At 57.5% G+C, this 25789-nt stretch carries 30 protein-coding genes; 6 read left to right on the top strand and 24 right to left on the bottom strand.

Annotated elements, in window-relative coordinates:
* Window positions 1-19: 19 nt before the first annotated feature.
* On the bottom strand, window positions 20-223 hold the full coding sequence (locus CU102_RS09315; RefSeq protein ID WP_099997693.1) for a YdcH family protein: 204 nt from the start codon (window positions 221-223) through the stop codon (window positions 20-22).
* Window positions 224-448: 225 nt separating this feature from the next.
* Here CU102_RS09315 and CU102_RS09310 point away from each other — a divergent pair, with 225 nt between their 5' ends.
* The gene (locus tag CU102_RS09310) at window positions 449-628 is read left to right on the top strand and encodes a YdcH family protein (RefSeq protein ID WP_106710834.1); all 180 of its coding nucleotides are present in this window, start codon (window positions 449-451) and stop codon (window positions 626-628) included.
* A 155-nt stretch (window positions 629-783) separates the two neighbouring features.
* On the opposite strand, the gene CU102_RS09305 is transcribed toward CU102_RS09310, so the two are convergent.
* From CU102_RS09305 to CU102_RS09295, 3 genes are all read right to left on the bottom strand, one after another.
* Window positions 784-1047 (bottom strand): ArsR/SmtB family transcription factor, encoded by a 264-nt coding sequence (locus CU102_RS09305; protein ID WP_106710833.1) that lies wholly within the window; start codon window positions 1045-1047, stop codon window positions 784-786.
* A 66-nt stretch (window positions 1048-1113) separates the two neighbouring features.
* Window positions 1114-2355, bottom strand: a complete 1242-nt coding sequence (locus CU102_RS09300; RefSeq protein ID WP_342588747.1) for an MFS transporter — start codon at window positions 2353-2355, stop codon at window positions 1114-1116.
* A 207-nt stretch (window positions 2356-2562) separates the two neighbouring features.
* Window positions 2563-2748: a DUF1192 domain-containing protein gene (locus tag CU102_RS09295; protein ID WP_106710832.1), complete on the bottom strand. Its 186-nt coding sequence runs from the start codon at window positions 2746-2748 to the stop codon at window positions 2563-2565.
* Between the two features lie 94 nt (window positions 2749-2842).
* Here CU102_RS09295 and CU102_RS09290 point away from each other — a divergent pair, with 94 nt between their 5' ends.
* Window positions 2843-3847 carry an NAD(P)H-quinone oxidoreductase gene (locus CU102_RS09290; protein ID WP_106710831.1) on the top strand — a complete coding sequence of 335 codons (1005 nt, stop codon included), beginning with the start codon at window positions 2843-2845 and terminating at the stop codon, window positions 3845-3847.
* Between the two features lie 51 nt (window positions 3848-3898).
* Here the strand turns inward: CU102_RS09290 and CU102_RS09285 are convergent, their stop codons facing one another.
* Window positions 3899-6097, bottom strand: a complete 2199-nt coding sequence (locus tag CU102_RS09285) for an esterase-like activity of phytase family protein (protein WP_106710830.1) — start codon at window positions 6095-6097, stop codon at window positions 3899-3901.
* Window positions 6098-6326: 229 nt separating this feature from the next.
* Between CU102_RS09285 and CU102_RS09280 the strand changes: the two genes are divergently transcribed.
* Window positions 6327-7019, top strand: coding sequence for a DUF1013 domain-containing protein (locus CU102_RS09280; protein ID WP_106710829.1), 693 nt, complete (start codon window positions 6327-6329; stop codon window positions 7017-7019).
* Between the two features lie 48 nt (window positions 7020-7067).
* On the opposite strand, the gene CU102_RS09275 is transcribed toward CU102_RS09280, so the two are convergent.
* The 9 genes from CU102_RS09275 to CU102_RS09235 all read right to left on the bottom strand — a co-directional run bounded on the left by CU102_RS09275 (window position 7068) and on the right by CU102_RS09235 (window position 13797).
* Window positions 7068-7781: a helix-turn-helix transcriptional regulator gene (locus tag CU102_RS09275; RefSeq protein ID WP_106710828.1), complete on the bottom strand. Its 714-nt coding sequence runs from the start codon at window positions 7779-7781 to the stop codon at window positions 7068-7070.
* Between the two features lie 2 nt (window positions 7782-7783).
* On the bottom strand, window positions 7784-8191 hold the full coding sequence (locus CU102_RS09270) for a hypothetical protein (RefSeq protein WP_106710827.1): 408 nt from the start codon (window positions 8189-8191) through the stop codon (window positions 7784-7786).
* A 26-nt stretch (window positions 8192-8217) separates the two neighbouring features.
* Entirely contained in the window at window positions 8218-8805 is a 588-nt protein-coding gene (locus CU102_RS09265) for a DJ-1/PfpI family protein (RefSeq protein ID WP_106711045.1), read from the bottom strand.
* Between the two features lie 28 nt (window positions 8806-8833).
* Complete coding sequence (locus CU102_RS30320) at window positions 8834-9133, bottom strand: DUF1127 domain-containing protein (protein ID WP_106710826.1); 300 nt, start codon at window positions 9131-9133, stop codon at window positions 8834-8836.
* 86 nt (window positions 9134-9219) lie between these two features.
* On the bottom strand, window positions 9220-9705 hold the full coding sequence (locus CU102_RS09255; protein ID WP_106710825.1) for a DoxX family protein: 486 nt from the start codon (window positions 9703-9705) through the stop codon (window positions 9220-9222).
* Window positions 9702-10511, bottom strand: a complete 810-nt coding sequence (locus CU102_RS09250; protein ID WP_106710824.1) for an HvfC/BufC N-terminal domain-containing protein — start codon at window positions 10509-10511, stop codon at window positions 9702-9704. Before CU102_RS09250 ends, CU102_RS09255 begins: the two co-directional genes overlap by 4 nt.
* The gene (gene bufB / locus CU102_RS09245) at window positions 10498-11424 is read right to left on the bottom strand and encodes an MNIO family bufferin maturase (RefSeq protein ID WP_106710823.1); all 927 of its coding nucleotides are present in this window, start codon (window positions 11422-11424) and stop codon (window positions 10498-10500) included. The genes CU102_RS09250 and bufB overlap by 14 nt, the downstream gene beginning before the upstream one ends.
* Window positions 11425-11455: 31 nt before the next feature.
* Window positions 11456-11779, bottom strand: a complete 324-nt coding sequence (locus CU102_RS09240) for a BufA1 family periplasmic bufferin-type metallophore (protein WP_106710822.1) — start codon at window positions 11777-11779, stop codon at window positions 11456-11458.
* 107 nt (window positions 11780-11886) lie between these two features.
* Window positions 11887-13797, bottom strand: coding sequence for a propionyl-CoA synthetase (locus tag CU102_RS09235; protein ID WP_106710821.1), 1911 nt, complete (start codon window positions 13795-13797; stop codon window positions 11887-11889).
* 124 nt (window positions 13798-13921) lie between these two features.
* Here CU102_RS09235 and CU102_RS29775 point away from each other — a divergent pair, with 124 nt between their 5' ends.
* Complete coding sequence (locus tag CU102_RS29775) at window positions 13922-14083, top strand: hypothetical protein (protein ID WP_166648489.1); 162 nt, start codon at window positions 13922-13924, stop codon at window positions 14081-14083.
* Here the strand turns inward: CU102_RS29775 and CU102_RS09230 are convergent.
* The 5 genes from CU102_RS09230 to tkt form a co-directional block, all read right to left on the bottom strand.
* Entirely contained in the window at window positions 14080-14838 is a 759-nt protein-coding gene (locus tag CU102_RS09230; protein WP_106710820.1) for an SGNH/GDSL hydrolase family protein, read from the bottom strand. The two genes, CU102_RS29775 and CU102_RS09230, sit on opposite strands and share 4 nt — an antisense overlap.
* A gap of 95 nt (window positions 14839-14933) precedes the next feature.
* On the bottom strand, window positions 14934-15959 hold the full coding sequence (locus tag CU102_RS09225) for a class I fructose-bisphosphate aldolase (RefSeq protein ID WP_106710819.1): 1026 nt from the start codon (window positions 15957-15959) through the stop codon (window positions 14934-14936).
* 313 nt (window positions 15960-16272) lie between these two features.
* Entirely contained in the window at window positions 16273-17466 is a 1194-nt protein-coding gene (locus tag CU102_RS09220) for a phosphoglycerate kinase (protein WP_106711044.1), read from the bottom strand.
* A 194-nt stretch (window positions 17467-17660) separates the two neighbouring features.
* Window positions 17661-18668 carry a type I glyceraldehyde-3-phosphate dehydrogenase gene (gene gap, locus CU102_RS09215; RefSeq protein ID WP_106710818.1) on the bottom strand — a complete coding sequence of 336 codons (1008 nt, stop codon included), beginning with the start codon at window positions 18666-18668 and terminating at the stop codon, window positions 17661-17663.
* 60 nt (window positions 18669-18728) lie between these two features.
* Complete coding sequence (gene tkt / locus CU102_RS09210) at window positions 18729-20714, bottom strand: transketolase (protein ID WP_106711043.1); 1986 nt, start codon at window positions 20712-20714, stop codon at window positions 18729-18731.
* Window positions 20715-21020: 306 nt separating this feature from the next.
* Between tkt and CU102_RS09205 the strand changes: the two genes are divergently transcribed.
* Window positions 21021-21293 (top strand): DUF4164 domain-containing protein, encoded by a 273-nt coding sequence (locus CU102_RS09205; RefSeq protein ID WP_106710817.1) that lies wholly within the window; start codon window positions 21021-21023, stop codon window positions 21291-21293.
* Window positions 21294-21367: 74 nt separating this feature from the next.
* A complete protein-coding gene (locus tag CU102_RS09200; protein WP_106710816.1) occupies window positions 21368-21733 on the top strand; it encodes a cell division protein ZapA in 366 nt (121 codons plus the stop codon).
* Here the strand turns inward: CU102_RS09200 and CU102_RS09195 are convergent.
* From CU102_RS09195 to CU102_RS29770, 5 genes are all read right to left on the bottom strand, one after another.
* Window positions 21730-23547 (bottom strand): ABC-F family ATP-binding cassette domain-containing protein, encoded by a 1818-nt coding sequence (locus CU102_RS09195; RefSeq protein ID WP_106710815.1) that lies wholly within the window; start codon window positions 23545-23547, stop codon window positions 21730-21732. The two genes, CU102_RS09200 and CU102_RS09195, sit on opposite strands and share 4 nt — an antisense overlap.
* A gap of 139 nt (window positions 23548-23686) precedes the next feature.
* On the bottom strand, window positions 23687-24052 hold the full coding sequence (locus tag CU102_RS09190; protein WP_133624600.1) for a YMGG-like glycine zipper-containing protein: 366 nt from the start codon (window positions 24050-24052) through the stop codon (window positions 23687-23689).
* A gap of 141 nt (window positions 24053-24193) precedes the next feature.
* Window positions 24194-24481 (bottom strand): hypothetical protein, encoded by a 288-nt coding sequence (locus CU102_RS09185; protein ID WP_106710814.1) that lies wholly within the window; start codon window positions 24479-24481, stop codon window positions 24194-24196.
* A gap of 82 nt (window positions 24482-24563) precedes the next feature.
* Window positions 24564-25208 carry a thiamine diphosphokinase gene (locus tag CU102_RS09180; protein ID WP_106710813.1) on the bottom strand — a complete coding sequence of 215 codons (645 nt, stop codon included), beginning with the start codon at window positions 25206-25208 and terminating at the stop codon, window positions 24564-24566.
* A gap of 55 nt (window positions 25209-25263) precedes the next feature.
* Complete coding sequence (locus tag CU102_RS29770; protein WP_166648488.1) at window positions 25264-25404, bottom strand: hypothetical protein; 141 nt, start codon at window positions 25402-25404, stop codon at window positions 25264-25266.
* Window positions 25405-25789 lie beyond the last annotated feature (385 nt).

The following is a 25789-nucleotide window of genomic DNA, read 5'->3' as shown; positions in this document are numbered from 1 at the left end:
CGGTGACCCCTTTGGGATATCAGGCGATTATGTCGGGCGTAATCTTGTCTTCGAGCTCGATCAGCTTGTCCTTGATGATGAGCTTCTTCTTCTTCATTCGCTGGATGCGAAGCTGGTCACAGCCCACCTGGATCATTGCTTGTATGGCGGCATCAAAATCCAGATGCTCTTGTTTCAATCTTGCGACTGCCAATCGAATGTCAGCCTGATCCTGGTCGGACATGCAGTGATTCCCGGTATTTGCTGTGGACGAATCCAGTCACTGGCCTGGAGCAATGCAGCACCTTGCCAGAACGTCGCCATATCATATTTCAAGAAACAATAAAATCCTACGAAACAAATTCGACAATTGGTTAAAGTGGTGGCAGAGTGTCACGGCTCTGTCATAAACTTGCCTCTTGGCAGGCAGAGCATGCACGAGCAAGGAACCAACCAAGGGAGAAGCCGGATGGCCATTGAGTCTCATCTTGAAACGCTTGAACGTAAGCATGGAGCGCTCGAAAAGGAAATTTCCGACGCACTGTTAAGTCCCGCCTCCGACGACCTGAAGATCAGCGATATGAAACGACGCAAGCTCATGCTCAAGGAGCAGATCGTAAAGCTGAAGGCAGCCGTCACCCATCATTGAAACGGCATAAGGACAATACCGCGAAATTCCACTCGATAGCTTGAAATGGCATCGTGCTGGCAGTTACAAAAAGCCCGGCCCTCGCACAGACGCAGGGTCGGGTTTTTGTTTTCCCCTGTGGACTTTGCAATACCAGCTCCGATGAACTGTCAGGGTTACTCGCTCCAGAACTGGTCCAGCCATAAATTCAAGTGAAAGAAGCCACTGTCGTCGACCGCGTAGATGCGGCGTGTTCCTTCGGCCTTGACCTTAACCAGCCGTGCATCGAGGAGCGCCTTGAGGTGCTGGGAGACGGCCGGGCGCGAGATCGGCAGTCCAAGCGCCAGTTCGTTCACGGTTTTTGGTCCGCGTCGAAGCTCCTCAAGGAGATAACGGCGGTTCGGATCAGAAATTGCAGCAAAGGCATCCGTTTCTACCATAGGGGATAGTCGTTTTAAACCGGCTGGAATGTCAACGGATTTCGTATCGGAGCCGAATCGAACCAATCAATCCGGTAAATTCTCTGCGCGAGGATCGAGTCTGACACCTTCGGGAGTAACGCGCTCCGCGCCAACCGTTTGAAAGTTATCCCTAAGTTCTATTGGCACGGGCGGGCGCATACGGGAGCGGATGATGGCATGGGTCATGATTGAGGCATGAGCCAGAGCCGTGACCGCAAACAACCCTTCCGGTGTAATGCTCTCCATGGCCCAGGCGCCCAGAACCGGCCCGACCATCGTACCGAAGCCGTAAAGCAAGAGAAGCCCGCTCGTGACTTTGACGAAGCTTTGCTGATCGGAGAAATCGTTCGCGTGGGCAACAGCCACTGGGTAGAGCGTATAGGCCAAGCCGCCATAGATCGCAGTCATCGCCAGAATGACATAGGCGTGGCGCGGTGCGATCAGGAATATCAAAAGGCCTATCGCTGCCGCAGCGCCGCCGACTATGGCAACAACGTAGCGCCGGTCGGTACGGTCCGACATGCGACCGACCGGTATCTGCATCAAGGCACCGCCCATGACCGAGGCGCTCATCATCAACGCGATTTCCGTCGTGGAAATGCCGGTTGCCGCGCCATAAACGGCGCCCAGTGTGCCGAACGCACCATTGGCAACGCCGATCAGTATACAGCCGAGGAAGGAGACGGGTGAGTTGCGATAGAGCGCTTTCAGATCCAGCTGCACTTCCGTCAGCGGCTTCGGACTGCTGGCAGTGGAAACGGCCGTCGGGATCAGGGCCAGACAGAACAGGATGCCCGACATCATGAAGAACATATCCGTGCGCACATCACCAAAGCCGATCATCATTTGCCCGACAGTGATCGAACCGAAATTCACCACCATGTAGAGACCGAAAATCTGCCCGCGATTGGCATTTGTCGCGCGCTCGTTGAGCCAGCTCTCGATCACCATGTAGGAACCGGCCATAGCAAAACCGGTCAGGGCACGCAGCACGATCCAGGCGGTCGATTCAACCAACATACCGGTCATGAGCGCAACGATCGCTGCTATCGACGCGAACGCGCTGAAGGCACGCACATGGCCGACGCGCCGGACCAGACGTGGCGCTAGCAGGCAAGAGGCAATGAAACCACCTGCCCAAGCGGTGCCGAGCAATCCGAGCGATGTGGTCGAGAACCCTTCCGCTCCACCGCGCAGGGGCAGGAGCAGGCCATGCAAACCTGACGCCATGACGAGAAAGGAAGTGCCGCAGAGGAGTGCGAAAACCTGGATGAACGAACGGAACACGGCGTATCCTTCAAGCGAATCGAAAGTGGACCAGCACAGGATCGCGCCGGAGGAGATCGTGTCATGCAGCAATGCGGAAACTTGATGACATCCGCATTACTCAAGCAATTCCAGGAAAAAGTGGGAACCGGTTTTCCGTTCGGAATTACGTCAAAGCAAAGAGTTAGAGCATTCCCATGACTCTCGTTTAAAATGGAAATGCTCGCCTCAGCGGAAAAGCGCTTCGGCGGCAACCTTGCTGTCACCTTTACGAGACCGTTCCTCTTCGAGCCGTGTGATTTCAGTCCGCAGCAGTGCAATCCGCTCGTCGAGCTCCGCGACCGACAACAGCGACAGGTCCTGCCCAATATCGTGAATGATCTTGCGCCTTGGCTCTTCATCGAAAAGTGACATTATTTCCTCCACTTGTCGCTCTAGTGTAACAGGATACAGTCCAACTGCTTGGAATTGCAAATCATTCTGGCGAATCAATGTTGAGGAAGATCCCATGGCCGAAAAAATTCCGACAACGATGACGGCGATCGAGATCACGCGGCCAGGCGGACCATTGGTGCTGAAGCCGGGTAAACGAGGCGTTCCCGAATCAAAATCGGGCGAGCTTCTTGTCCAGGTCCGAGCCGCCGGAGTCAATCGTCCGGACGTGCTGCAGCGGCAGGGACTTTATCCGCCGCCGGCGGGTAGCTCCGATATTCCCGGCCTCGAGATCGCCGGCGATATCGTTGCCGTTGGTCAGGGCGTGACGCGGTTTCGCGTTGGCGAACGCGTCACGGCGTTGGTTCCGGGTGGCGGCTATGCGCAATATTGCACCGTGCATGAAAGCAATGCGCTGCCGATCCCCGCGGGTTACGGCTACATAGAGGCGGCAGCGATTCCCGAGACCTACTTCACCGTCTGGCACAATGTATTCGAGCGCGGGGGATTGCAGAAAGGCGAGACCTTCCTCGTCCACGGGGGCTCCTCCGGCATTGGCACCACCGCCATCCAGCTTGCGAACGCGTTTGGAGCCTATGTGATCACAACGGCAGGCTCGGAAGAGAAATGCGAAGCCTGCATCAAGCTGGGAGCAGACCGCGCCATCAACTATCGCAACGAAGATTTCGTCGAAGCGGTAAAGGAAGCAACCAGCGGCAAGGGCGTGAACCTGACCCTCGACATGGTCGGTGGCGACTATATCGAGCGCAACTACGAGGCGGCGGCGGTTGATGGCCGTATCGTCCAGATTGCGTTCCTCAACGGCGCCAAGGCGAATACCGACATCTCGAAACTGATGGTCAAGCGCCTCACCCACACCGGCTCAACCCTTCGCAACAGACCGGTTGATTTCAAGGCAGGGATTGCACGCGAGCTTGAGCTTAAGGTCTGGCCGCTGCTGGTGGAACGCCGCGTTGCTCCGGTCATCGACATGGTCTACCCCCTGCATGAAGCATGGCGGGCACATGAACGCATGGAAGACGGTCAGAATATCGGCAAGATTGTGCTCGACGTAAGCTAGAAAAACCAAAGGCCGCGTCCAGGACGCGGCCTTTGCTCTCAGGTAAAAATATCAGTTTGTCGCCTGAACCTTGCCAATGCCGAAGAACAGGGTCTCTCCCGAAGAATCGTCGACACCGTCATTGTCCGTCACCGCATAGCCATTGCCGTCGGCATCGACTGTGAAGCCTTCAAGCTTCTCGGGAACATATCCATTGGCAGATTTGAGGTCGCCGATGAAATCGTGAGCAACCGTCTTCTGGACCACCGGGAGCTTTTCGCCGATCTTGGCAGGCTTCAGACCGTCGAGCGCTACGCGGTACAGGCGCTTGTTGACAGCTTTTTCGGCGATCTGGTTGTCGCGTTCGATAATGTAGAGCTGACCATCGTGAGCTGTGATTTCCGACAGGCCAACCCAGCCATCCTCGGTCTTGTCCAGCGGATAGGAAACGGCGCCCCAGGTCTTGTCCTTGATGTTGTAGTTCAGAAGTTTGACGAAACTTTTTTCATCATCCTTCCATTCGCGCTGGATCGCCATCCACAACGTTGCGTCATCGCCCTCTCCGACACGGGTGATGCCCTCCAGCCCATAACGGATCTGGCTTGGCAACAGGTCGTCGGGAAGCGCGATCTCTTTCTTGATTTCGCCCTTGTCATTCACGTTAAAGATCGCATGCGGGACGAGCTTGGCCTGATCGCCCTCATTGGCGAGCCAGAAGCCGCCGTCACCGTCTGTCGTGATGCCTTCAAGATCGAGCTTCTGCGCCGCCTGGCCGCCGCGCTTGACCACCAGCGCACTACTGATCTTCGCCGGCGTCTGCTTGGCGTCGATCGTGTAGATCGTCGGGGACGAGTAGTAAATGGAGTCGGATACGCCATAAAGCTTGCCGGCTTCCTTCGGATCCCCAACCAGTCCGGAAAGGGCGCCCCAGCCAATTGGAGTACCGTCATCTTTCATGGTCGAAACCATCTGCGGATAGTTCGCCTTCTGATCCTTCAGTTCATAGATCATGACATGGGACCGGACACCGCCATCCTTGACGAGATCGACTTCATTGGCCGTCACCAGAAGATTGCGCGACGGAATGGCCAGGACGCCTTCCGGCGCGATACCGGAGGGCAGCAACTGCACGAATTCGGGATCAGCGCCCGTATCCTTGTAAACGCCGACGAGAGAGGCGCGCTCGCTTGCGACGAACAGATAGTTCGTGTCTCCGAACTTGCCAACTTCCGCACCTTCCAGCTCGACGCCCTTCTTGTTGCGTTTGTCGGGATAATGTCCGGCCTCGGCCATCTTGAGTTCGAGTGACGGGCCGGATTCATAGAGAACCTTGCCGTCCTTGGAGAAGATGGTGAAGCTGCGCGAACCGCCTTCGTAGTCGCCTTCGTTGGCGATAACGAAGCGGTCATTGTCCAGCCATTTGATGGTGTCCGGCTCGCGCAGAACGCCCTTCATGCTGCCGTCGAACTTCAACGCGCCATCGTTCTTGACATCGATCTTGTCGAGATCGACCTCACCTGCGGAAAAATGCGATACGATCTTGCCGCTGGCCGCATCGATAATCGCGATGTGGTTGTTTTCCTGTAGGGTCACAGCAATCTGGTTGTTCTTGTTGATCGAGACGAATTCCGGCTCGGCGTCTTCTGGGGCAATTTCGGAAATGCCCGTCAGCTCGACTGTCTTCATGGTTGCGCAATCCGGCACACCATCCTTCAGGGCAAGGATCTTGAGGTTGCCCGAGGGAAGCTGCGGTATTTCACCATCATTCACCTCTTCATCGCGTTCATTCTCGATCGCAATCGTTGCGAAGGTCCTGTCGGGCGAGATCGCAACTGAATCCGGCTGGCCGCCAAGATCGCATGTGGAGTCGACCTTGCGTGTTGCAAGATCGATGACATCGAGTCGGCCGGAAGGATTGGCTTTGTCTTTCGAGGTGTTGACCGCAGCGAGAACCTTGCCGTCTGCAACAGCCACAGATGTCGGTTCGCCGTCGACCTTGAGCAAGCCACCTGGCTGCGGCTTGGCCGCATCGCTGATGTCGATGAAGCCGATCGCGCCATAGGGGCTGTCGGAGTAGATCAGCGTCTTGCCGTCTTCCGAAGCGGTGATGATTTCCGAGGACGTCGGCTTCGACTTGTCCGCATCTATCGGCAGGTTGTCGGCCACCGGGAAACTTGCGATACGGTTGAAGACCGGTTCCGCAGCGGCAGGGAATGCAACGGATGCAGCCAGGGCAGTCCAGAGACCGAGATAGAGGGATTTGCGCGACATTATTTAAACCTCCGATTGTTATCCGGAGATCGTTCGCGCAGGTGCATTGCAGTGCAATGACACTTTCATGACAGTTCGATGAAACGCTTGATCACATCGAATCGCACACTCAAAAAGCGATTCTTGCTCATCCATAAAAATGGCGCTATATAACGCCTCGAATTCCCGGAAATTGTGGTTGAACCCACGTCCCGCGCCACCGGAGCGGACGAACGAGAGGACTATATCTATGGCCACCCAGCTTCTTATGCCAAAGGCAACGGCCGTCTGGCTTGTCGACAATACCGCCCTGTCATTCGATCAGATCGCTGCATTCTGCAAGCTGCATCCGCTCGAAGTGAAGGCGATTGCTGACGGCGAATCCGCCCAGGGCATCAAGGGCCTTGACCCGCTGATCACCGGCCAGTTGTCGCGTGAGGAAATTGCCAAAGGCGAGGCTGACATCAACCATAAGTTGAAAATTTCCGACCCGAAGGTTCGTGTGCCGGAGACCAAGCGCAAGGGCCCGCGTTACACGCCATTGTCCAAGCGTCAGGACCGCCCCAATGCAATCCTCTGGCTGGTGCGCAATCATCCGGAGCTGAAGGATGCACAGATTTCACGCCTGATCGGCACGACGAAGTCGACCATCGAACAGATCCGCAATCGCACCCATTGGAACTCCATCAATCTCCAGCCGATGGACCCGGTGACACTCGGCCTGTGCTCGCAGATCGATCTGGATATCGAGGTTGAACGTTCGTCCCGCGGCCGGCCGGTTCAGCCGGGCGAAAGTGGCGATACACTGCTCCCGGCTTCCGCAACGGAAAACCTCGACATTCAGCCGACTGTTCGCGAAGAAGACGAAGAGCTCGATGCAGACAAGGTCTTCGCCAAACTGTCGTCCCTCAAGGGCCGTAACCAGGATGAAGACGAAGAATAATCGTCTGAACTATAATCAAGCAAAAGCCCGGCATTTGCCGGGCTTTTTTCATGACGCCCTGGCCGCCTTGTTGTCCGGTGTCTCGCTGAGTTCCACCCGGCGGTAGAAGTCTGCCAATGTCTTGCCTCGCTCCTGACGGAAAATCCGGTCGGCTTTCTCGACCTTGGCGATGCGATCGATGCGGAACGTACGAAAATCATTGCGCAGCTCGCACCAGCTGATCAACGTCCACACTTTGCCCCAGAACCAGAGACCGAGCGGACGGATATCCCGGGAGCTCTCATTGCCATCAAGATCCGTATAAACAATCGACAGAACCCGGCACTGCTCGGCCGCATTCTCCGCCAGATCGATCAATGCCCGGTCATTGTCGCTTATATTGTAACTGGTTGAGTGAACATGCGTATTGGTGATGCGCGGCCGATCCTCTTTCGGCAGGACTGCACCGATCTTGATGATCGCCTCTTCGGCTGCACGCGCCATGGACGCGCCGCCCCAGGCGGTGATCAGACGGGCACCGGCCACCAGCGCCACCACCTCATCGCGCGTGAACATCAAGGGGGGCAGGTCGAAGCCCTCGCGCAGGATGTAACCGACCCCGGCTTCACCATCGATGGGCACGCCTGTCGACTGCAGATCGGCAATGTCGCGATAGATCGTGCGCTCGGAAACCTCGAGTCTGTCGGCGAGCTGACGCGCGGTGACGAGTCGCCCGCCCCGCAGCTTCTGCACGATCTGAAAAAGACGATCTGCTCTACGCATGATTATTCCTTCAAGCCTTCTCGTTGGCGCTGCTCTGTCACGAAGGCCGTACCGAAGGACAGTTTGGATATTGTCGGCGTCTGTGCGTTCAGTACGCGCCAGAAGGGCGTGATCGCATTCACATCGCCGGTTTGCTGATACGTTTCATAGGCGGCTTCGGCGACGGTTCGCAGGTGAAACCCGGTCGTAATCGGACATGTCACTTCAGCACCATACTGTCTTGCCATGGCGTGCCAGAGGGTTTTCACGTCCATTTGCTTGCCCTTGTTTAGGGTCCGGATGAAATCGTCGACTTGACGGGCGGTAGGAACCAGCATGATCTCACCTGCCTTCATGCCGGCGATGCTGGTCGGCGCAGGCTTGACTTGATGCGGTCCGCCGGAATTCAACTTGTCAGTACAGCTCTTCATGTCATGAACCTCACTGGCCCACCCGATCAGGCGGCCTGATATTCCCGCCTGATGAACTCCCGCATCTCGGCAACCTGTCCCGCCTTTTCGGGGAAAAGCGCCTCGAGGAAATTGGTTGTAAATGTGCCGGGTGCCGACCCGGCAGCGCTGATGATATGCGCATCGCGCACCGCATGCGGCACATCCTGATAGAGGGACGAACCGGCGTAGTCGCCGATATGCGACTGCATCCAGCCGGCGCCATTGCTCGTATGTTTACGCCCTTCGAAAAGTCCTGCACGGGCCAATGCCAGCGTGCCGCCGCAGATGCCGCCAACGATGCCTCCACGTTGCAAAGTGGCATTCAAGAGCGGCGCAATGTCAGGAGCGTCTTCGCCTGGCCAGGTTTCAGCGCCGATGACCGCGACCGCATCGAGATCGCTGTTTTCTTCGGCGCCGACACCGCGATCCGGAACCAGCTTCAGGCCCCCAATCGAACGAATCGGGCCCGCCAGCGGCGATAGCGCGACAGCACGCGCAGCAAACCAGTCAGTGGCGGCGCCCGAAAGCAAACCAAACTCCCAATCGGCGAACTTGTCGATGAATACGAACCCGATCGTCTTTTTCTGCTCCACGTCCGTCGCTCCCATATTTGTCAAATCTTCAGTATTGTACCCGGAAAGAGCCTGAAAAGCCTGTCTTTCTTGCCCGCCCGGGCTTTGGCAATTCGACATGCCATGGAGCGAGATCGGCGCTGGCACCTTCCGTGCCAGCCTCTGTTCGTTTCATCGAACCCCGACGCGCCAGCCGTTCTGCATAGACATCAGGCCAGCCGATGTCCTTCAACACATGTTCGGGGAGTGAGTTTAGATGCCGCTCCGTACGCAGTTCTTCGCGATACGCTGCGAAGTCCGTGAGCAGGCGCTTTACCGTATGAACAATGCCAAAATCTACGTAAGTCATAACCCTGTCTCCTTGTGACTACGGAGACACTATCGCACACCCCTCCTGACAACCTACTGTCAGGAGGATGTCAAGAAGTCTGCAAATCAACGAAGCCAGTGATCAAGTGAGAATCGTCCCGCTCCCCAAGCCATAATTCCGAGGGCCATTGCGGCCCACGTGACATGGAGGGGCCAACCATCGGGCACGGTTAGCTGAACGACGAGTGTCATCATCAGCAAACCGAGGGCGGCGAACCGGGTCGCAAGTCCGAAGACAAGGAGAATCGGCAGAACGATCTCCGCCGCAGCCGCAGCAAAAGCAAAAGCGGCCGGTGCTGGAAAAGGATAGGGACCGCCAGGTAAGTGCAGTTTGAACTCCGAGCTGAATAAAAGCACGGCAACATCGTTCAGCTGCAGGAAACCGTCCCACTTGTTGATGCCAGACCTCCAGAAGGGCACCGCAAGTCCGAACCGCAATGCGAGTTGGGTCAAGGACGGCGTGGCGATGGCCGCAACGAGGCGGTTCGCTCGCTCGAACAATCCACCTATTCTGCTTGAGCCGGTATTGCCAAGATCTTTTTGCACGCTCATTCCCTCATACCCCCCCTTTCGATCGCGGTAAAGGCTCCCGCCTGGAGCATCCCGGCAATGCTGACTGACAGATCGAATTCCGGACATTCTCCCATCGCGACCGCAACGGCCGTTCCCAGTGTTTCACCCTTGATGAGGCAGTCGAGGAATGCGAAGCCTCCTGGCGGCAGGATATGTACAGCGACATCCAGCACCGGCCGCGTCACAAGGGCTGCCTCTGCTCCGGTTGCCTCGATGCGTCCTACTGGGTCGTGACTGCGGTTTGCCACAAAAACGCTGACAGCCGGGTAACGCGAGAAAACGATACGCGTTGCGGGGTGTGGAACAAGAACGATCCCTCCAAGCTCGTCAGAGCGAATCGAAGCCAAGGCTTGCGGTGGCAGCGGTGGAACGTCGTCCGAGTGATAGGAATCGAGCCACGCGCGCTCGATGCGCGCCACATCCACTAACCATGGCATCGACTGCGCGTACTCATACCGTTCGATGAATGCGGGAAAGTCGCGGCCGTATTCGAACAGCAGTGGAGAGGTCGGCGGGTTGGCGCGGACGTGGGCGCGTGCCATTGCCCGAAAAAACGCCTCACCCGTTATGCGCAGCGTCGCGGGAAACGTTGCGGCCAGCGCATTGATAAGGCTTACAGTCACATTATTGCGGTAGATGTTGTAGCGTCTCGTCGCTGCCTTGCCGTTGGGGGCGCAGATCAACGGAGGTGTTGAACGGGCAGGTTCCAGCAGTGCGGAAACAAACTCCGTGGCGTAGGTTGACGTTTGGCCAAACGAAAGGACAGAGCGGTCAACTGATGGCATTGGCGTTCCCAGAGCCAGGCGTCGTGGCGTGGCGATCCAGTATTCGTTGAGCAGCCGTGGCCTCAGCCTTCAGGACGGCCCAGGCCGGGATCGCGCTATCCCATTCCACGAGAGTAGGCATTGGACCCGTACTGGCAAGCACGACATCAAAGAGCTTCCAGACCGCGTCGGCAACCGGCCCGTCATGACTGTCAATGAGGAGGACACTACCCTCGTCGTCTTGCTGCTCGACATGTCCTGCCAAGTGGATTTCACCGACATATTGAATAGGATAGTCGGCTAAATACTCCAGAGCTGAGAAACCCAGATTGGCCGCAGAAACGAACACGTTGTTGATGTCGAGCAGAAGACCACAGCCTGTCCGCTTTACAAGGGCCCTGATGAACTCTGTCTCGCACATGGTCGACTCCCTGAAGACAAGGTAGGTCGACGGATTTTCAAGCAGTATCGAGCGTCCGATTGCCTCCTGCACCTCATCAATATGATCGGCCACACGCGCAAGTGACGCTTCGGTATATGGCAGCGGCAGCAAATCGTTGAAGTAGGTCGTGTCGTGCGTCGACCACGCGAGATGCTCCGACACGAGTGATGGCTCGTAGCGCTCGATCAATCCCTTGAATCGTGCAAGGTGCGCCCTGTCGAGCGGCTGCGGCCCTCCGATTGACATGCACACGCCATGCAGTGAAAGAGGATAATCACTGCGGATACGGGCAAGTGCATGATGCGGTGGACCGCCGGCCCCCATATAATTCTCTGCATGGACTTCGAAGAAGCCTGCATAGGCACTGTCCGCCAGTATCGCCGTCAGGTGCTCGTGCTTGAAGCTTGTACCCACTCGCGCCGCAATGGGATGTTCCGGAAAGCGGGCGGCGTGTGACTCGCGAAATTCCGGCTGTACTGCCAATCTACCCATATCAACCTCCCGCTTTCCGGTGCATCGCTTGTTAGGATGGAACGTCGCGTGTCAGCGCCTCGGACGATCCTTTGCGATCCCCGGGAAGTTGCATGGTGGTGCAGGTTCCGCCATCAACGAATTTCCAGGCATTACCCTGATAGTCGACTGTGGACGTGCCCTGGCAGGTGGTACCTGGGCCTGCCGCACAATCATTCTGGCCCTTCAGTGCCACTCCAAAGCATTTCTCCTTGCCAGCATCCATCGCTGCCTTCGCTTGTTCCGGGGTCAGCGGTGCTGCCATCACAAATGAGGAAAGCGCGATTGATACCGCGCTCGCCAATGCGGCTGCGCCTACGGTTGATCGTGTTGACATGGTATGGTCTCCCTTGGGGTTTGCGTGCGCTGTTTCATCATGCGCACACAAAGCAATTCGGTCGGGAGGGCAGAAGGTTACGTATTCACGAAGTCGTGAAGCTATAATCAGCTGTTGCCATTCCCAATCCCTCGCGCGCGGAGCACGGCCTCGATCTCATCGAGAATGGCGGGATCATCTATGGTCGCCGGCATTTTCCAAGGCTCCCTGTCGGCAATCTTCTGCATCGTCCCGCGCAGGATCTTGCCGGACCGGGTTTTTGGCAGGCGTTTTGCCGTGAGGGCCAATTTGAAGGCGGCCACGGGGCCAATCTTCTCGCGAATCAGCGCCACGCAATCCTGCTCGATATCCGCCTCTGCCCGGGTCACGCCGGACTTGAGCACGATAAAGCCGCAAGGCACCTGCCCTTTCAAATAGTCGGCAATACCGATGACCGCGCATTCCGCTACGTCAGGATGGCTTGCGAGTACTTCCTCCATGGACCCGGTCGACAGCCGGTGTCCTGCGACGTTGATGATGTCGTCGGTGCGGCTCATGATGTAGATATAGCCATCCTCGTCGATGATCCCGGCATCGGCCGTCTTGTAGTACCCCGGAAACTCCGTGACGTAGGCGTCGCGAAACCGCTGATCGGCGTTCCACAAGGTCGGCAGGCAAGCGGGCGGTAATGGTAGCTTCACCACGATATTGCCGAGCTCACCGCGCTTCACCGGATGGCCGGCATCGTCAAGGACCTGCACGTCGTAGCCCGGCATCGGTACCGTCGGCGAACCATATTTGACCGGCAGTATGCCCAATCCCGCCGGATTGGCAGCCATGGGCCAGCCGCTCTCGGTCTGCCACCAGTGATCGATGACTGGTACACCAAGTTTCTCCTCGGCCCATTTGATCGTGTCGCTGTCCGCACGCTCTCCGGCAAGGAACAGGTACTTCAATGAGGAGAGATCGTATCTGCCGATGAACTCGCCTTTCGGATCTTCCTTCTTGATCGCCCGGAATGCCGTCGGCGCGGTAAAGAGCACTTTGACCTTATGCTCGGAAATGACCCGCCAGAAGGTGCCCGCATCCGGCGTTCCGACCGGCTTCCCCTCATAGAGAATGCTCGTCGCACCGATGAATAGCGGCGCATAGGCGATGTAGGAATGCCCCACCGCCCAACCGATGTCAGACGCAGCCCAGAATACATCACCCGGACGCGTATCGTAGATGGCACCCATTGACCATGCGAGCGCCACCAGATGCCCGCCATTGTCGCGCACGACGCCCTTGGGCTGCCCGGTCGTACCGGACGTGTAGAGGATATAAAGCGGATCCGTCGCCTTCACAGTGGCGCAGGCAACCTTGCGTCCTGCAGCTGCGGCAACTGCCTCCGCATAATCGACATCGCGACCCTCAACCAATTCGTGCGGCTGTTGCGGACGCACAAGGATGAGGCAGGTCTCTACCTTGTGCACGGCCTGCTCGATCGCCTTGTCGAGCATGGGTTTGTAGGCGACCACCCGCCCCGGCTCGATACCGCAGGACGTGGCTATGATCATCACGGGTTTTGCATCGTTGATGCGCGTTGCGAGCTCGTGCGCGGCGAAACCGCCAAAGACCACCGAATGGACGGCGCCGATACGTGCGCAGGCAAGCATCGCGACAACGGCCTCCGGTACCATCGCCATATAAATGATGACACGATCGCCCTTCTTCACGCCCTTGTCCGTGAGCACCGCGGCCAGCGCGTTGATGTCATCGAGAAGCTGCGCATAGGTGATCTTGCGCTGCGTACCCGTGACTGCGCTGTCATGAATGAGTGCAAGCTGGTCGGCCCGTCCGTGTTCCACATGGCGGTCGACGGCGTTGTAGCAGGTGTTGCACTCGGCGCCGGCATACCAGCGTCCATAGGGTCCCTCGCTGGCATCGAACACCTTATGCCAGGGCTTGACCCAATCGATGGCCACAGCCGCGTGCGCCCAGAACGCCTCCGGATTGGACTGCCAGTCCTGATAGACCTCTTTATATTGCGATGTCATGAATGTCCTCCCAAGCTAGAACATCCCCAATACCGGTCGCAGAGTCAAAGCCGGAATTGACAATCCTCTGTGGAACGACCAACTGTCGATTCTCCGATCATCCCGTGCAGGCAAAACCATACCGATGACCAAGATTCTGCCGTTCGCACTGATTTTGATGATGGTGCTGCATCTCATCAAGCCACTCGGTTGGCCAGGCCTGAAGAAACGCGGCGATTTCTGGAAGATCGCGGCAGGCGCCATCCTTGCGATGCTTGTGGTGGTGCTCGTCGGCCACGCCGGCTAGGGCTGCGTATGTCCGTTTCCAGTGTCCGGAAGATTGAGGACATAGGGCACGAGGTGCTTGGCCCAGGCGTCATAGCCAACCGCCGAAGCGTGAAAGCCATCGCCGGAGAAACCCTCCGGCCCTTCCACCGGCAAGCGCGAGGCGGGGACCGCCATGCGCTCGCGGCACAATCTTTCACCCATCTTGTTGATTGCGTTGGCCCGCCCCTCCAGTATGCGGCCGAGCAGTCCCGGCATCGCCGGCACATCGCGAAAATCGATGACTTTCGACCAGACGATATGCGCCTCCGGCCACCGCGCCTTGAGCGCATAGAGCAGGCCGCCGAATTCCTGTTTGAAGCGCAGCGTGGAGTGAAAATTCTTGGTATCGTTGGTGCCGGTCGTCAGGACAATGTGGGTCCAGAGACCGCGTTCGAGGTTGGGTACCACATGATCGCGCAATTGGCCGGACGTTGCTGAATTGAAGCCTGCCGCCCGCCAGATGACCTTGCGGCCGGTGCGTCCCTGCAAATGCACGGCCAGCCGCACGCACAGACCCTGCCAGGCGTCCGAGACGCCGACTCCGGCCGAGGAAGAATCGCCAAGGACAAGCAGCCTGATCGCCGGGTCCTTGCCGGCGATTTCACCGACGGGAAGTCCCGCTGGCGGCAACATGCGCTCGGTCTTCAAGCGCACGCCTATCCCCTGCCAGGCATACACGGGATAGAGCAGCCAGCTAACCAGCGGATGGAAGGGCTTGGACCGGTTTGCAGTCATATTGAATCGTTCATTAACCTGAAAAAGCTCCCGTAAAAAAACCCGGACTGATTCCAGCCCGGGTTCCATGAGATACACTTTTGGATAAAAAACGCTTAAGCCGCCTTTTCCAGGTCTTTTTTCCATCCGCCGGTTGCGGCGAGGCCGTTCATCTTGGCACGGTGCGTGAAGGCACGCTGTCCCGCGGCAACGTTCTCGGGCTTGCCGTTCCAGGCGTTGATTGCAGCCGCCTGTAGTGCCCGGCCATAGGAGAAAGTAAGCTTCCAGGGTGTCGTAAAGTTGGCGTTCATGGCCGAGAGATGTGCTGTCGCTTCTTCGTCGGACTGGCCGCCCGAAAGGAAGGCGATACCCGCAACGGCTGCCGGCACAGTGGATTTCAACACGCGCACAGTCTGTTCGGCGACCTGCTCGACAGAAGCCTTGCGGGCATTCTTGCCGTCAATGACCATATTCGGCTTCAGGATCATGCCTTCGAGCTTAACCCGTGCATCGTAGAGTTCGTCGAAAACTGTCTTCAGCACCCATTCGGTGACTTCGTAGCAGCGTTCGATCGAGTGGGTGGCCGGCTTGCCGTCCATCAGCACTTCCGGCTCGACGATCGGAACGATTCCGGCCTCCTGGCACAGCGCCGCATAGCGGGCTAGCGCCTGGGCATTCTGCTTCACCGCACCCCAGGTCGGAATGCCCTCGGCGATACCAATTACACCACGCCATTTGGCGAAGCGGGCACCGAGCCCGTAATACTCCTGGAGGCGCTCACGCAGGCCGTCCAGGCCCTCGGTGATGGTCTCTCCCGGATAGCCTGCAAGCGGCTTTGCACCCGCATCGACCTTGATGCCAGGAATGCAGCCAGCAGCCTTCATGATCTGAACGAAAGGCGTTCCATCGTTTGCGCTCTGACGAATGGTCTCGTCATAAAGAATGACGCCAGAAATGTTGTTCTTCATCGCCTCGTCGGAGCGGAACAGCATCTCGCGATAGTCCCGCCGGCTGTCGGCGGTCGATTCCAGACCGATCGTATCGAACCGCTTCTTGATCGTTGCGGTGCTCTCATCTGCAGCAAGGAGACCCTTGCCGTTGGCAACCATTGCAATCGCGATGTCTTCCAGGCGTTCGCTCATAGACTAATTCACTCCGTTTCGCATGTTGCGGGCAATATCAGAAGCCTATGACAAACGGAATGGCGAACCAAGATATTGAAACGATTGAAATTTTTTCAACCGATTTAACAGGATAACATTTTCTGTTCGTCGTTAATCGGCGCGCCGAAATGACCGCGATTACTGCGGGCTCGGTGTCATTTGAGAATTCATCCTGACGAGGCAGATGGTGTGGGTTCCGCGTACCGGAGCGCAATGGACTTTTGGGTCCATGAGCACCGGAAGCGGAGAAAACTGCATCAGATGCCCGTCACGGTGGATTAATCAAATGATCTCATCGCTTGAGAACGTCCACGCCGGGAAGGGGCTTGCCTTCCATCCATTCAAGGAACGCTCCGCCCGCTGTCGACACGTAACTGAAATCATCAGCAACGCCCGCATGATTGAGCGCAGCGACCGTGTCACCACCGCCGGCAACCGAAACCAGACGGCCGGCTTTCGACCGCGCCGCCACGTGTCGGGCAGCTGCGACCGTCGCCTGATCGAATGGATGCAGTTCAAAAGCGCCAAGCGGTCCGTTCCAGACCAGCGTCGAGGCATCGTCGATCGCCGCCTTGATCCGTTCAATCGATTGCGGACCGACATCGAGGATCATGCCATCATCGGGTATGGCGTCGAGACCATAGGCGCGGTGCGGTGCATTCGCCTCGAAATGCCAGGCGACGATCGCGTCCACGGGCAGGATGATGGTGCAGTTCGCGGCGTTTGCCTTGGCCATGATTTCACGTGCCGTTGCTGCGAGATCATGTTCGCAGAGCGATTTGCCCACCTTGACGCCCTGCGCGGCCAGAAAGGTGTTGGCCATGCCACCACCTATCACCAGCGCATCGACCTTCTGGACGAGGTTACCGAGCAGATCGAGCTTGGAGGAGACCTTGGCACCGCCAACGATGGCGACGACGGGACGCTCCGGATTTCCGAGTCCCTTTTCAAGAGCGTCGAGTTCCGCCTGCATGGTGCGGCCGGCATGGGCAGGCAGCACGCGAGCCAGTCCCTCGGTGGAGGCATGGGCGCGATGGGCGGCAGAGAAGGCATCATTGACATAGATGTCACCATTGGCGGCCAGGGCCGCCACATAGGTTGGATCGTTCTTCTCCTCACCCTTGTAGAAGCGCGTGTTTTCCAGGAGGAGGATGTCGCCGTTATTCAGCTTTGCAACCGCTGCCGCGGCCTTGTCACCGATGCTGTCTTCGGCGAAATGCACGTTCCGTTCGATCACTTTTGACAGCGCATGGGCAATAGGTTTCAAGGAAAATTCCGGCGTCGGACCATCCTTGGGCCGGCCGAAATGCGCCAGCAGGATCACCTTCGCGCCCTTGTCTGACAATTCAAGGATGGTCGGCGCCACACGCTCGATGCGGGTCGCGTCGGTCACGGCGCCATCGGCAACGGGAACATTCAGGTCAACGCGTAGCAGAACGCGTTTTCCCGCAACATCGACATCATCAAGCGTCTGGAAAGCTGGCATCGTCATCACCCTCATTTGAAATGGCTAGCACAAACAGTGCCGCGCTTATCTCCCCCTTGTGGGGAAGAGGGGATTTCCGAAGAACGTTCAGTATCCCCTCACTTGCGATTTGTAGCAATTAGCAAGAGCTAAGATGCTGAATCGCTTTCTCTCCCACAAGGGGAGAGATAATCGGCATCAGCAGCTGATGCCGATTAGATGACCTTGCCGAAGGCCACGGCCGTATCACCCATGCGGTTCGAGAAGCCCCATTCATTGTCGTACCACGACAGAACGCGCACGAACGTGCCCTCCATGACCTTGGTCTGGCTGATATGGAAAACGGAAGAATGCGGATCGTGGTTGAAGTCGATCGAAACATTCGGCTCGTCCGTATAGCCGAGAATGCCTTTCAGCTTGCCATTGGCCGCCGATTTGATGGCGTCATTGATCTCGGCAACCGTTGTCGACTTCTTGGCGATGAATTTGAAATCCACGACCGAAACATTCGGAGTCGGAACGCGGATTGAAGTCCCGTCCAGCTTGCCGTTGAGCTCCGGCAGAACAAGGCCGACAGCCTTGGCAGCGCCAGTCGAGGTCGGGATCATCGACAGGGCCGCAGCGCGGCCGCGGTAGAGATCCTTGTGCATCGTATCCAGCGTCGGCTGATCACCGGTGTAGCTGTGGATCGTGGTCATGAAGCCGTGATCGATGCCGACTGCATCGTTCAATACGTAGGCAACTGGTGCAAGGCAGTTCGTGGTGCAGGAAGCATTGGAAATGACCATATGCTCCTTCGTCAGCTTGTGATCGTTGACGCCGAAAACAACCGTGAGATCAGCGCCTTCGGCAGGTGCCGAAACGATCACGCGCTTGGCGCCCGCTTCAAGGTGAGCCGCCGCCTTGTCGCGTGCCGTAAAAATGCCGGTGCATTCAAGCGCGATGTCGACGTTCAATTCTTTCCACGGCAATTCAACAGGATTGCGCACCGCAGTGACCTTGATCGGACCACGGCCGACATCGATCGTATCGCCGGAAACCGTCACTGTTCCCGGGAAACGGCCGTGAACACTGTCATAACGCATCAGATGCGCATTGGTCTCGACCGGACCGAGATCGTTGATCGCTACGACCTCAATGTCGGTGCGGCCGGATTCCACGATGGCGCGAAGAACATTGCGGCCGATACGGCCAAATCCGTTGATTGCAACGCGAACTGTCATTTCTGTCTCTCCCTTGGGGATCTTGGAGCCCTTGGTTGGATTATGCTGGAATGTTGGAGGTTATTTCAACTTGCCTTCTGCCGCTGCGACAATTGCGTCCGCAGTGATGCCGAAATGCTTGTACAGGGCCTCAATCGGGCCGCTGGCGCCAAAACCGGTCATGCCGATAAAGATACCGTCGAGGCCGATGAAGCGGTCCCAGCCAAGGCGAATGGCGGCTTCGACTGCAACCTTGACCGGCGCATCGCCGATAAGTGCACGCTTGTATTCCTCGCTCTGCTGTTCGAAGAGCTCAAAGCACGGAACCGAAACGACGCTGGCCGGATGGCCATTTGCTTCAAGCTGTGTCCGGGCATTCAGAGCGATCTCGACCTCCGAGCCAGTCGCGAAGATCGTGACTTCCGCCTTGCCGCTTGCGGCTGCGAGTTCGTAAGCACCATAGGCGCACTTGTTCTCGTCGGTATGCTCCGCCCGGACTGTTGGCAGGTTCTGGCGTGTCAGCGCAATCGTCGATGGCGTCTTGCGCGACTTGAGCGCCAGTTCCCAGCACTCGGCCGTCTCGACAACGTCGGCCGGGCGGAACACATAATTGTTCGGGATAGCACGCAATGCCGCCAGATGCTCGACCGGCTGATGCGTCGGGCCGTCTTCGCCAAGACCGATCGAGTCATGGGTCATCACATAAATCACCCGGATACCCATCAGGCTCGTAAGACGCATCGCGCCGCGCGCATAGTCCGAGAAGGTCAAGAACGTGCCCGAATAGGGGATCAGGCCACCATGCAGCGCCATGCCGTTCATCGCTGCAGCCATGCCATGTTCGCGAATGCCATAATGAACATAACGCTGACCATAGTCCTCAGGCGTGATGTTCTGGGTCTGGCTGGTCTTCGTATTGTTGGAGCCAGTCAGGTCAGCGGAACCGCCGATCGTCTCGGCTAAAACGCCATTGATGACCTCGAGCGCCATCTCGGAGGCCTTGCGTGTAGCCACTTTCGGCTTGTCCTCGGAGAGCTTTTTCTTGTAGGCGATGATCGCCTCTTCAAAATTGCCGGGCAGATCACCGCGAATACGGCGTACGAACTCCGAACGGGTATTGATATCCTTGGCTTCAAGACGCTGCGTCCATGCTGCATGATCCCCTGCGGAACGCTGACCCGCACTGCGCCAGGCGTCGAGAATGTCTGCCGGAACGACGAAGGGTTCCGATGTCCAGCCAAGCGCCTTGCGAGCGCCGGCGAGTTCCTCTGCCCCGAGCGGCGAACCGTGTACCTTGTTCGTGCCAGCCTTGGTCGGTGCACCGAAACCGATTGTTGTCTTGCAGGCGATCAGCGTCGGCTTGTCGGATTTGTGCGCCGTCTCGATTGCAGCAGCAATCGCATCCTGGTCATGGCCGTCAACGCGCTGCGAATTCCAGCCCGAAGCCTCGACGCGTGCGCACTGGTCCGTATTGTCGGAAAGTGAAACCGGACCATCGATGGAGATGTGATTGTCATCCCAGAAAACGATGAGCTTGTTCAGCTTGAGATGACCGGCCAGCGCGATCGCTTCCTGACTTATACCTTCCATCAGGCAGCCATCGCCGGCGATGACATAGGTGTAATGATTGACGAGGTCATCACCGAAATGCGCATTCATGATGCGCTCGGACAGCGCCATACCCACGGAGTTGGCAAGCCCCTGGCCCAGCGGACCCGTCGTCGTTTCGATACCGGAGGCGTGGCCATATTCCGGGTGACCGGCCGTCCGCGAGCCAAGCTGGCGGAAATTCTTGATTTCTTCGATGGTCATGTCTTCGTAGCCGGTGAGATACAGCAACGAATAGAGCAGCATCGAGCCATGACCGGCGGAGAGCACGAAACGATCGCGGTCCGGCCAGTGAGGGGCCTTGGGATCGAATTTGAGGAAGCGGGTAAAGAGCACGGTCGCAATGTCAGCTGCGCCCATCGGAAGACCCGGGTGTCCGGAATTGGCTTTCTCCACTGCTTCCGCCGACAAGAAGCGGATTGCATTGGCCATTTGGTTGGATTTTTCAGAATTGGTCATGGTTACCGTCTTTCGAGGGATGAGGAGATGCCGTTTCTGGAAGCCGGTCAGACAAAATCCAAAAGGCACGCGACACATAGCAGGTGTCATCAGGGAGTCAACAAAACCTAGGCAAAACCTAGGCCAATTTGGGACCGGCGGAAAAACCCTTCTTTCGTCGCACAGGATTATTATCGGTGCATGACTGAACGATGACAATGCTGATTGATTGACGCAACGTTGATGCAACCTCTAGACTTCCGGCCATAAGCTGTTCTTCTTTTTGCGATTCGCTTAAAAGAGAGACACATAGGGGAAACGTTGAAAATGGCATCGGAAGCCACCCTCAAACAGGTTCTTGAAAGATTGGGAAAAGCACTGGCCCTCCTTGAGGATGCGGTTGAAATGCGCCTGGAACACGAGGGCGATTTTGCCGAAGCCGAGGAAGAGGTCCAGCGCATGAATATGGACCGGCGCAAGCTGGCCCAGGAACTCGATGCGTCGGAAGGACGGGCAGAACGCCTGGAAGCCGCAAACAAGGAAGTCTCGCGCCGTCTTGTGGCCGCGATGGAATCCATCCGTACGGTGCTTGATCGGTAAGCATTGCCAGTATGAAGCGGTTTTCCATCAGGGAATGCGACAAAACAAAGAGCTAGACTGGAAAGAGACAAGCCATGGCCACTGTAACCGTTACCATTGATGGCAAAGCCTACAGAATGGCCTGCGACGAAGGCCAGGAACAGCATCTGACCGGCCTCGCCGAGCGCTTCGACCGCTATGTGACGCATCTCAAATCATCGTTTGGCGAGATCGGCGATCTGCGCATCACGGTCATGGCGGGCATCATGGTCATGGACGAGCTCAACGAACTGCAGATGCGGCTGAAGGGTCTCGAAAACGAAGCGGATGCGCTGCGCAAGAGCCGCGACGAGGCCTTGGCCAAGGCAGACAAGAACGACGCCGCGGTCACCGGCGTCCTCTCCGAGGTGACGACCCGTATTGAAACGCTTGCAACCAGGCTCGCGCCAAAGACGAACTAGCCTTCGATTTCCTCGCGCAGCATTTCCAGCTCGAGCCATTCATGCTCAAACGTCTCGAGGCTGTGCCGCTTCTTGCCGATTTCCTCGACCGTCTTGTTGAACAGCGCGGCGTTCTTAGTAAAGAATTCCGGGTCGGCGAGCTTTGTCTCAAGCGCAGCAATCTCTGCGTGCAAGATCTCGATTTTTGCCGGCAGGGTTTCAAGTGCGAATTTCTGCTTGTAGGAAAGCTTGCGTTTTTCCTCACGCTGCGCCGCGGTTTTCTCCGCTTGAGCACCGGCAGCTGTCTGTGGCTTGGCGGCCTTCAAATCCTTGCGCGTTGTCAGCGCCTCTTTGCGCTGCGCCAGCATGTCCGTATAGCCACCGGCGTACTCCAGCCAGCGCCCATCGCCTTCCGGCGCTATGACTGATGTCACCGTCCGGTCAAGAAAATCGCGGTCATGGCTGACGAGGAGAACTGTGCCGGCGAAACCTGCTACCAGTTCCTGCAGAAGGTCGAGTGTCTCCATGTCGAGGTCGTTGGTCGGCTCGTCGAGGACGAGGAGATTGGCCGGGCGTGCCAGAACCCGCGCCAGCATCAGCCGGGCCCTTTCACCGCCGGAGAGTTCACGGATGGGCGTGCGCAACTGCTCCGGCTGGAACAGGAAGTCCTTCATATAGGAGGCGACGTGACGCTGTTCGCCATTGACGATCACGTTCTCGCCGCGTCCATCCGTCAGATAATCCGACAATGTTTGCTCCGGATTGAGGCTGTCGCGCCTCTGGTCGAGGATGGCGATCTCGAGATTGGTGCCGAGCTTGACGAAACCACTGTCCGGCGCAAGCAGCCCGGTCAGCATCGACAGGAGCGTTGTCTTTCCGGCACCGTTCGGACCGACAAATCCGACACAGTTGCCGCGCTGGATCCGCGCGGAGAAATCGTTGACCAGCACCCGGCCGTCATAGGCTTTGACGAGGTGTTCGGCTTCGATCACCAGCTTGCCGGACTCCTTCGCGTCGCTGGCCTTCAGCACGGCCTTACCCTGTGCTCCGCGATGATTGCGGAACTCACTGCGCATCGACTGCAACTCGCCGAGCCGGCGCATATTGCGCTTGCGTCGCGCCGTCACACCATAGCGCAGCCAATGTTCCTCGCGCACGATCTGGCGGCCAAGCTTGTGCAGGTCGCGCTCTTCCTCTTCAAGGACCTTGTCGCGCCATTCCTCAAAAGCGCCAAATCCCTGGTCGAGGCGTTTGGTGACACCGCGGTCGAGCCATATCGTCGAGCGGCTGACATTCTCAAGAAACCGCCGGTCATGCGAGATCACCGCGATGGCAGAGCGGATCTGGCGTAGCTCACCCTCCAGCCACTCGATTGTGGTCAGGTCCAGATGGTTTGTCGGTTCGTCGAGCAGCAGAATGTCGGGCTGGGGCGCGAGAACCTTGGCCAGTGCAGCACGGCGCGTCTCGCCACCAGAAAGACTGTCGGGTTTTTCCTCGCCGGTCAGGCCGAGATGTTCGAGCAGATAGCTGACCCGATAGAGGTCGTCGGCGGGCCCCAGCCCTGCTTCAACATACTCACGGACATTGGCAAAGCCGTCCATGTCGGGTGCCTGGGCGAGGTAGCGCACCGTTACCCCGGGATGTTTGAAAACTTCGCCGTCGGTCACCGTCACGAAACCGGCCGCAATTTTCAAAAGCGTGGATTTGCCTGACCCATTGCGACCGACGAGCGCAATGCGGTCGCCCTCGCTGACGGAAATGGCGGCATCGCTCAAGAGCGGCGTACCGCCAAATGTCAAGGCAATCTGGTCGAGGCGGAGAAGAGGTGGAGCCATGGAAATATACAGTTCTGGACGTAAGAGCAACGATCGGGAGGGGCACCGAATGCGGCCTTGTCGGCGAGAATATCGCCGCTGTCAAATGAAACAGGCCGGAAACTCCGGCCTGTTCGAAATTAACTCTGTGAAGCCGCGGTCAGTAACCGCCGCCGTAGCCGCCACCACTGCTATAGCCACCGTTACCATAGGCGCCACCGCCATCGCCTTCGCACGGGGCCGTATAGATCGAGCCATCCCGGCGCTGATAGCGGCACAGATTTTGACCTTGGCCACTCCGCGGCGTCGTCGCTGTGCCGACGGCAGCACCCAGCAGCGCACCACCAGCAGCACCGACAATCGTGCTCTTTGTATCGCGGCCGAGCGCCTGCCCGGCCAGCGCACCAACGCCGCCGCCAATCAAAGCGCCCGTCCCGGCACGTTGATTCTGCTCACTTGTTGCACAACCGGCAACCGATACTGCCAGAAGCGCTGAAACCGCTACGGCGGTAAGACGAAATCTCATAATAAATCCTCTCAATCATAATGGTGCGGCGCAATCCTGCTTACCTAATGCGGCAGAAGAAAGATCGTTCCGGTTCCACAAATTACTCAAACAAACAGGCCGGAAATTCCGGCCTGTCTCTCATGCTCTTGATTTTGAATGTTAATACCGGCAAGGAGCCCTGTAACGCTCGCCATAGCGATTTTGATAAGTGCAATAGCCGCTGCTGGGGCGAGGATTGGTTGCGGCACCAACGAGCGCACCACCAGCACCACCGATTGCGGCGCCCGCCAGGGCGCCTTTGCCTCCGTCAATAGCACCGCCGGCCAATGCGCCCAATGCGGCACCACCGATGCCATAACCAGCAACGCGCTGATCGCTGGTTGTGCAACCGGCCACCGAGAAAGCTAAAAGCCCCGCAACTGCTATCGTGGACAAACTTTTCAACATGGAACACCTCTCCGTTTCAAAACTAAACTCACCAGCTTGCGTCCCCAATGCTGTACCGCAACATTGCACTTCCAGTCATGTTTTACAAGCGCTGGACCATTTGCGGGGCAGCAATCAGGATCGCTTTACCCGAATGGAGCGATACGTGGAGATTTCCACACACGGCATTCGATACTGTAAGTGATGAGCCGAAAGAAAGTTCCATATTTTCCAGCGGCCAGCGAGCACCTTCGATAAAAAGCCCGGACAATTGCGAAAAAGCAACAATGCTGAAAAGCGTGCCCTCGGCAAAATCGAAGTCATAGGTGCCCGCGACCAGCGGGTGCGCCTCCTCGGTGCCGCTGGACAGAATAAGCTTTCGACCTTTCGCCGCGTAGGCCGTCGCCATTGTCAGGTGCAGCAGCGTGTGATCGGTGCGAGCACCCCCGAAAGCCCCGCACAGGACAACCTCGGTCGCCCCAAGCCGGTAAGCCTCATTCAGCGCGAGTTCACCATCGGTCATGTCTTTAGCGGCCGGAAAAACCGAACGCGGCACATCAGCGTATTTTTCGTCGAGTTCGGGCGAGCTCGAGTCGAAATCGCCAAGCCAGAGTTCGGGCATGAGGCCCAGCGCTTCGGCGTGCGCGATCCCTCCATCGGCCGCAAGAACCCGCGCCCCGGCGACAAGTTGCCGGAGGCGATTTGTGACGTGAACGGTTCCACCGAGAAGAATAACGAACTTGCTCATAATGCGCCCATAGCATGGGCATGCTCAGCCGCATAGCTTTGAGGCCCGATTGCGGTTATCCCAGCATTCCGAGGGTCATGACGGCAATACCGGCGGCCGCAACGCCCATGGCAAGAACAAGACTTGGATAAATTGCCGCAAGCAGCCTCTGTTTCCTGCCACGCAGCAAGACCGGGGTCTGTTTCGATGGCTTCAATGAAGCATCTGCTTGGACCCTGACAGTGGAATACTGAAAACCCCGACCACGAAACATTATTGATCCTTTCGCATGGAATCCAGTTCAAAACTGGATGATTGCGGTCGTCAAAATAGCGGCATTGAAATCAGCGTTCGAGTTGGCAGACGGTGCCAAGGCATAAGGATATTATAGCCTTTCATCGGCTAATCATCGTACAAATCAAGAATATCCACAGCCACTTATCCACGTCTCGAAAACCTCGTTTATTCTATGGCTGTCCTTCCCGTGTTGGGGTGGACGGCTCCCAACGGCATCAAATGTGCCAGAATGAGTTCGTTGAAAGCTCAATCGAAGGAGACCGTCCGTGGACCAGATTATCCGAATTGGTATGGATACGTCAAAG

The sequence above is a fragment of the Phyllobacterium brassicacearum genome, assembly GCF_003010955.1.
GTDB lineage: Bacteria > Pseudomonadota > Alphaproteobacteria > Rhizobiales > Rhizobiaceae > Phyllobacterium > Phyllobacterium brassicacearum.
This window is presented reverse-complemented; position numbering and strand designations above follow the sequence as displayed.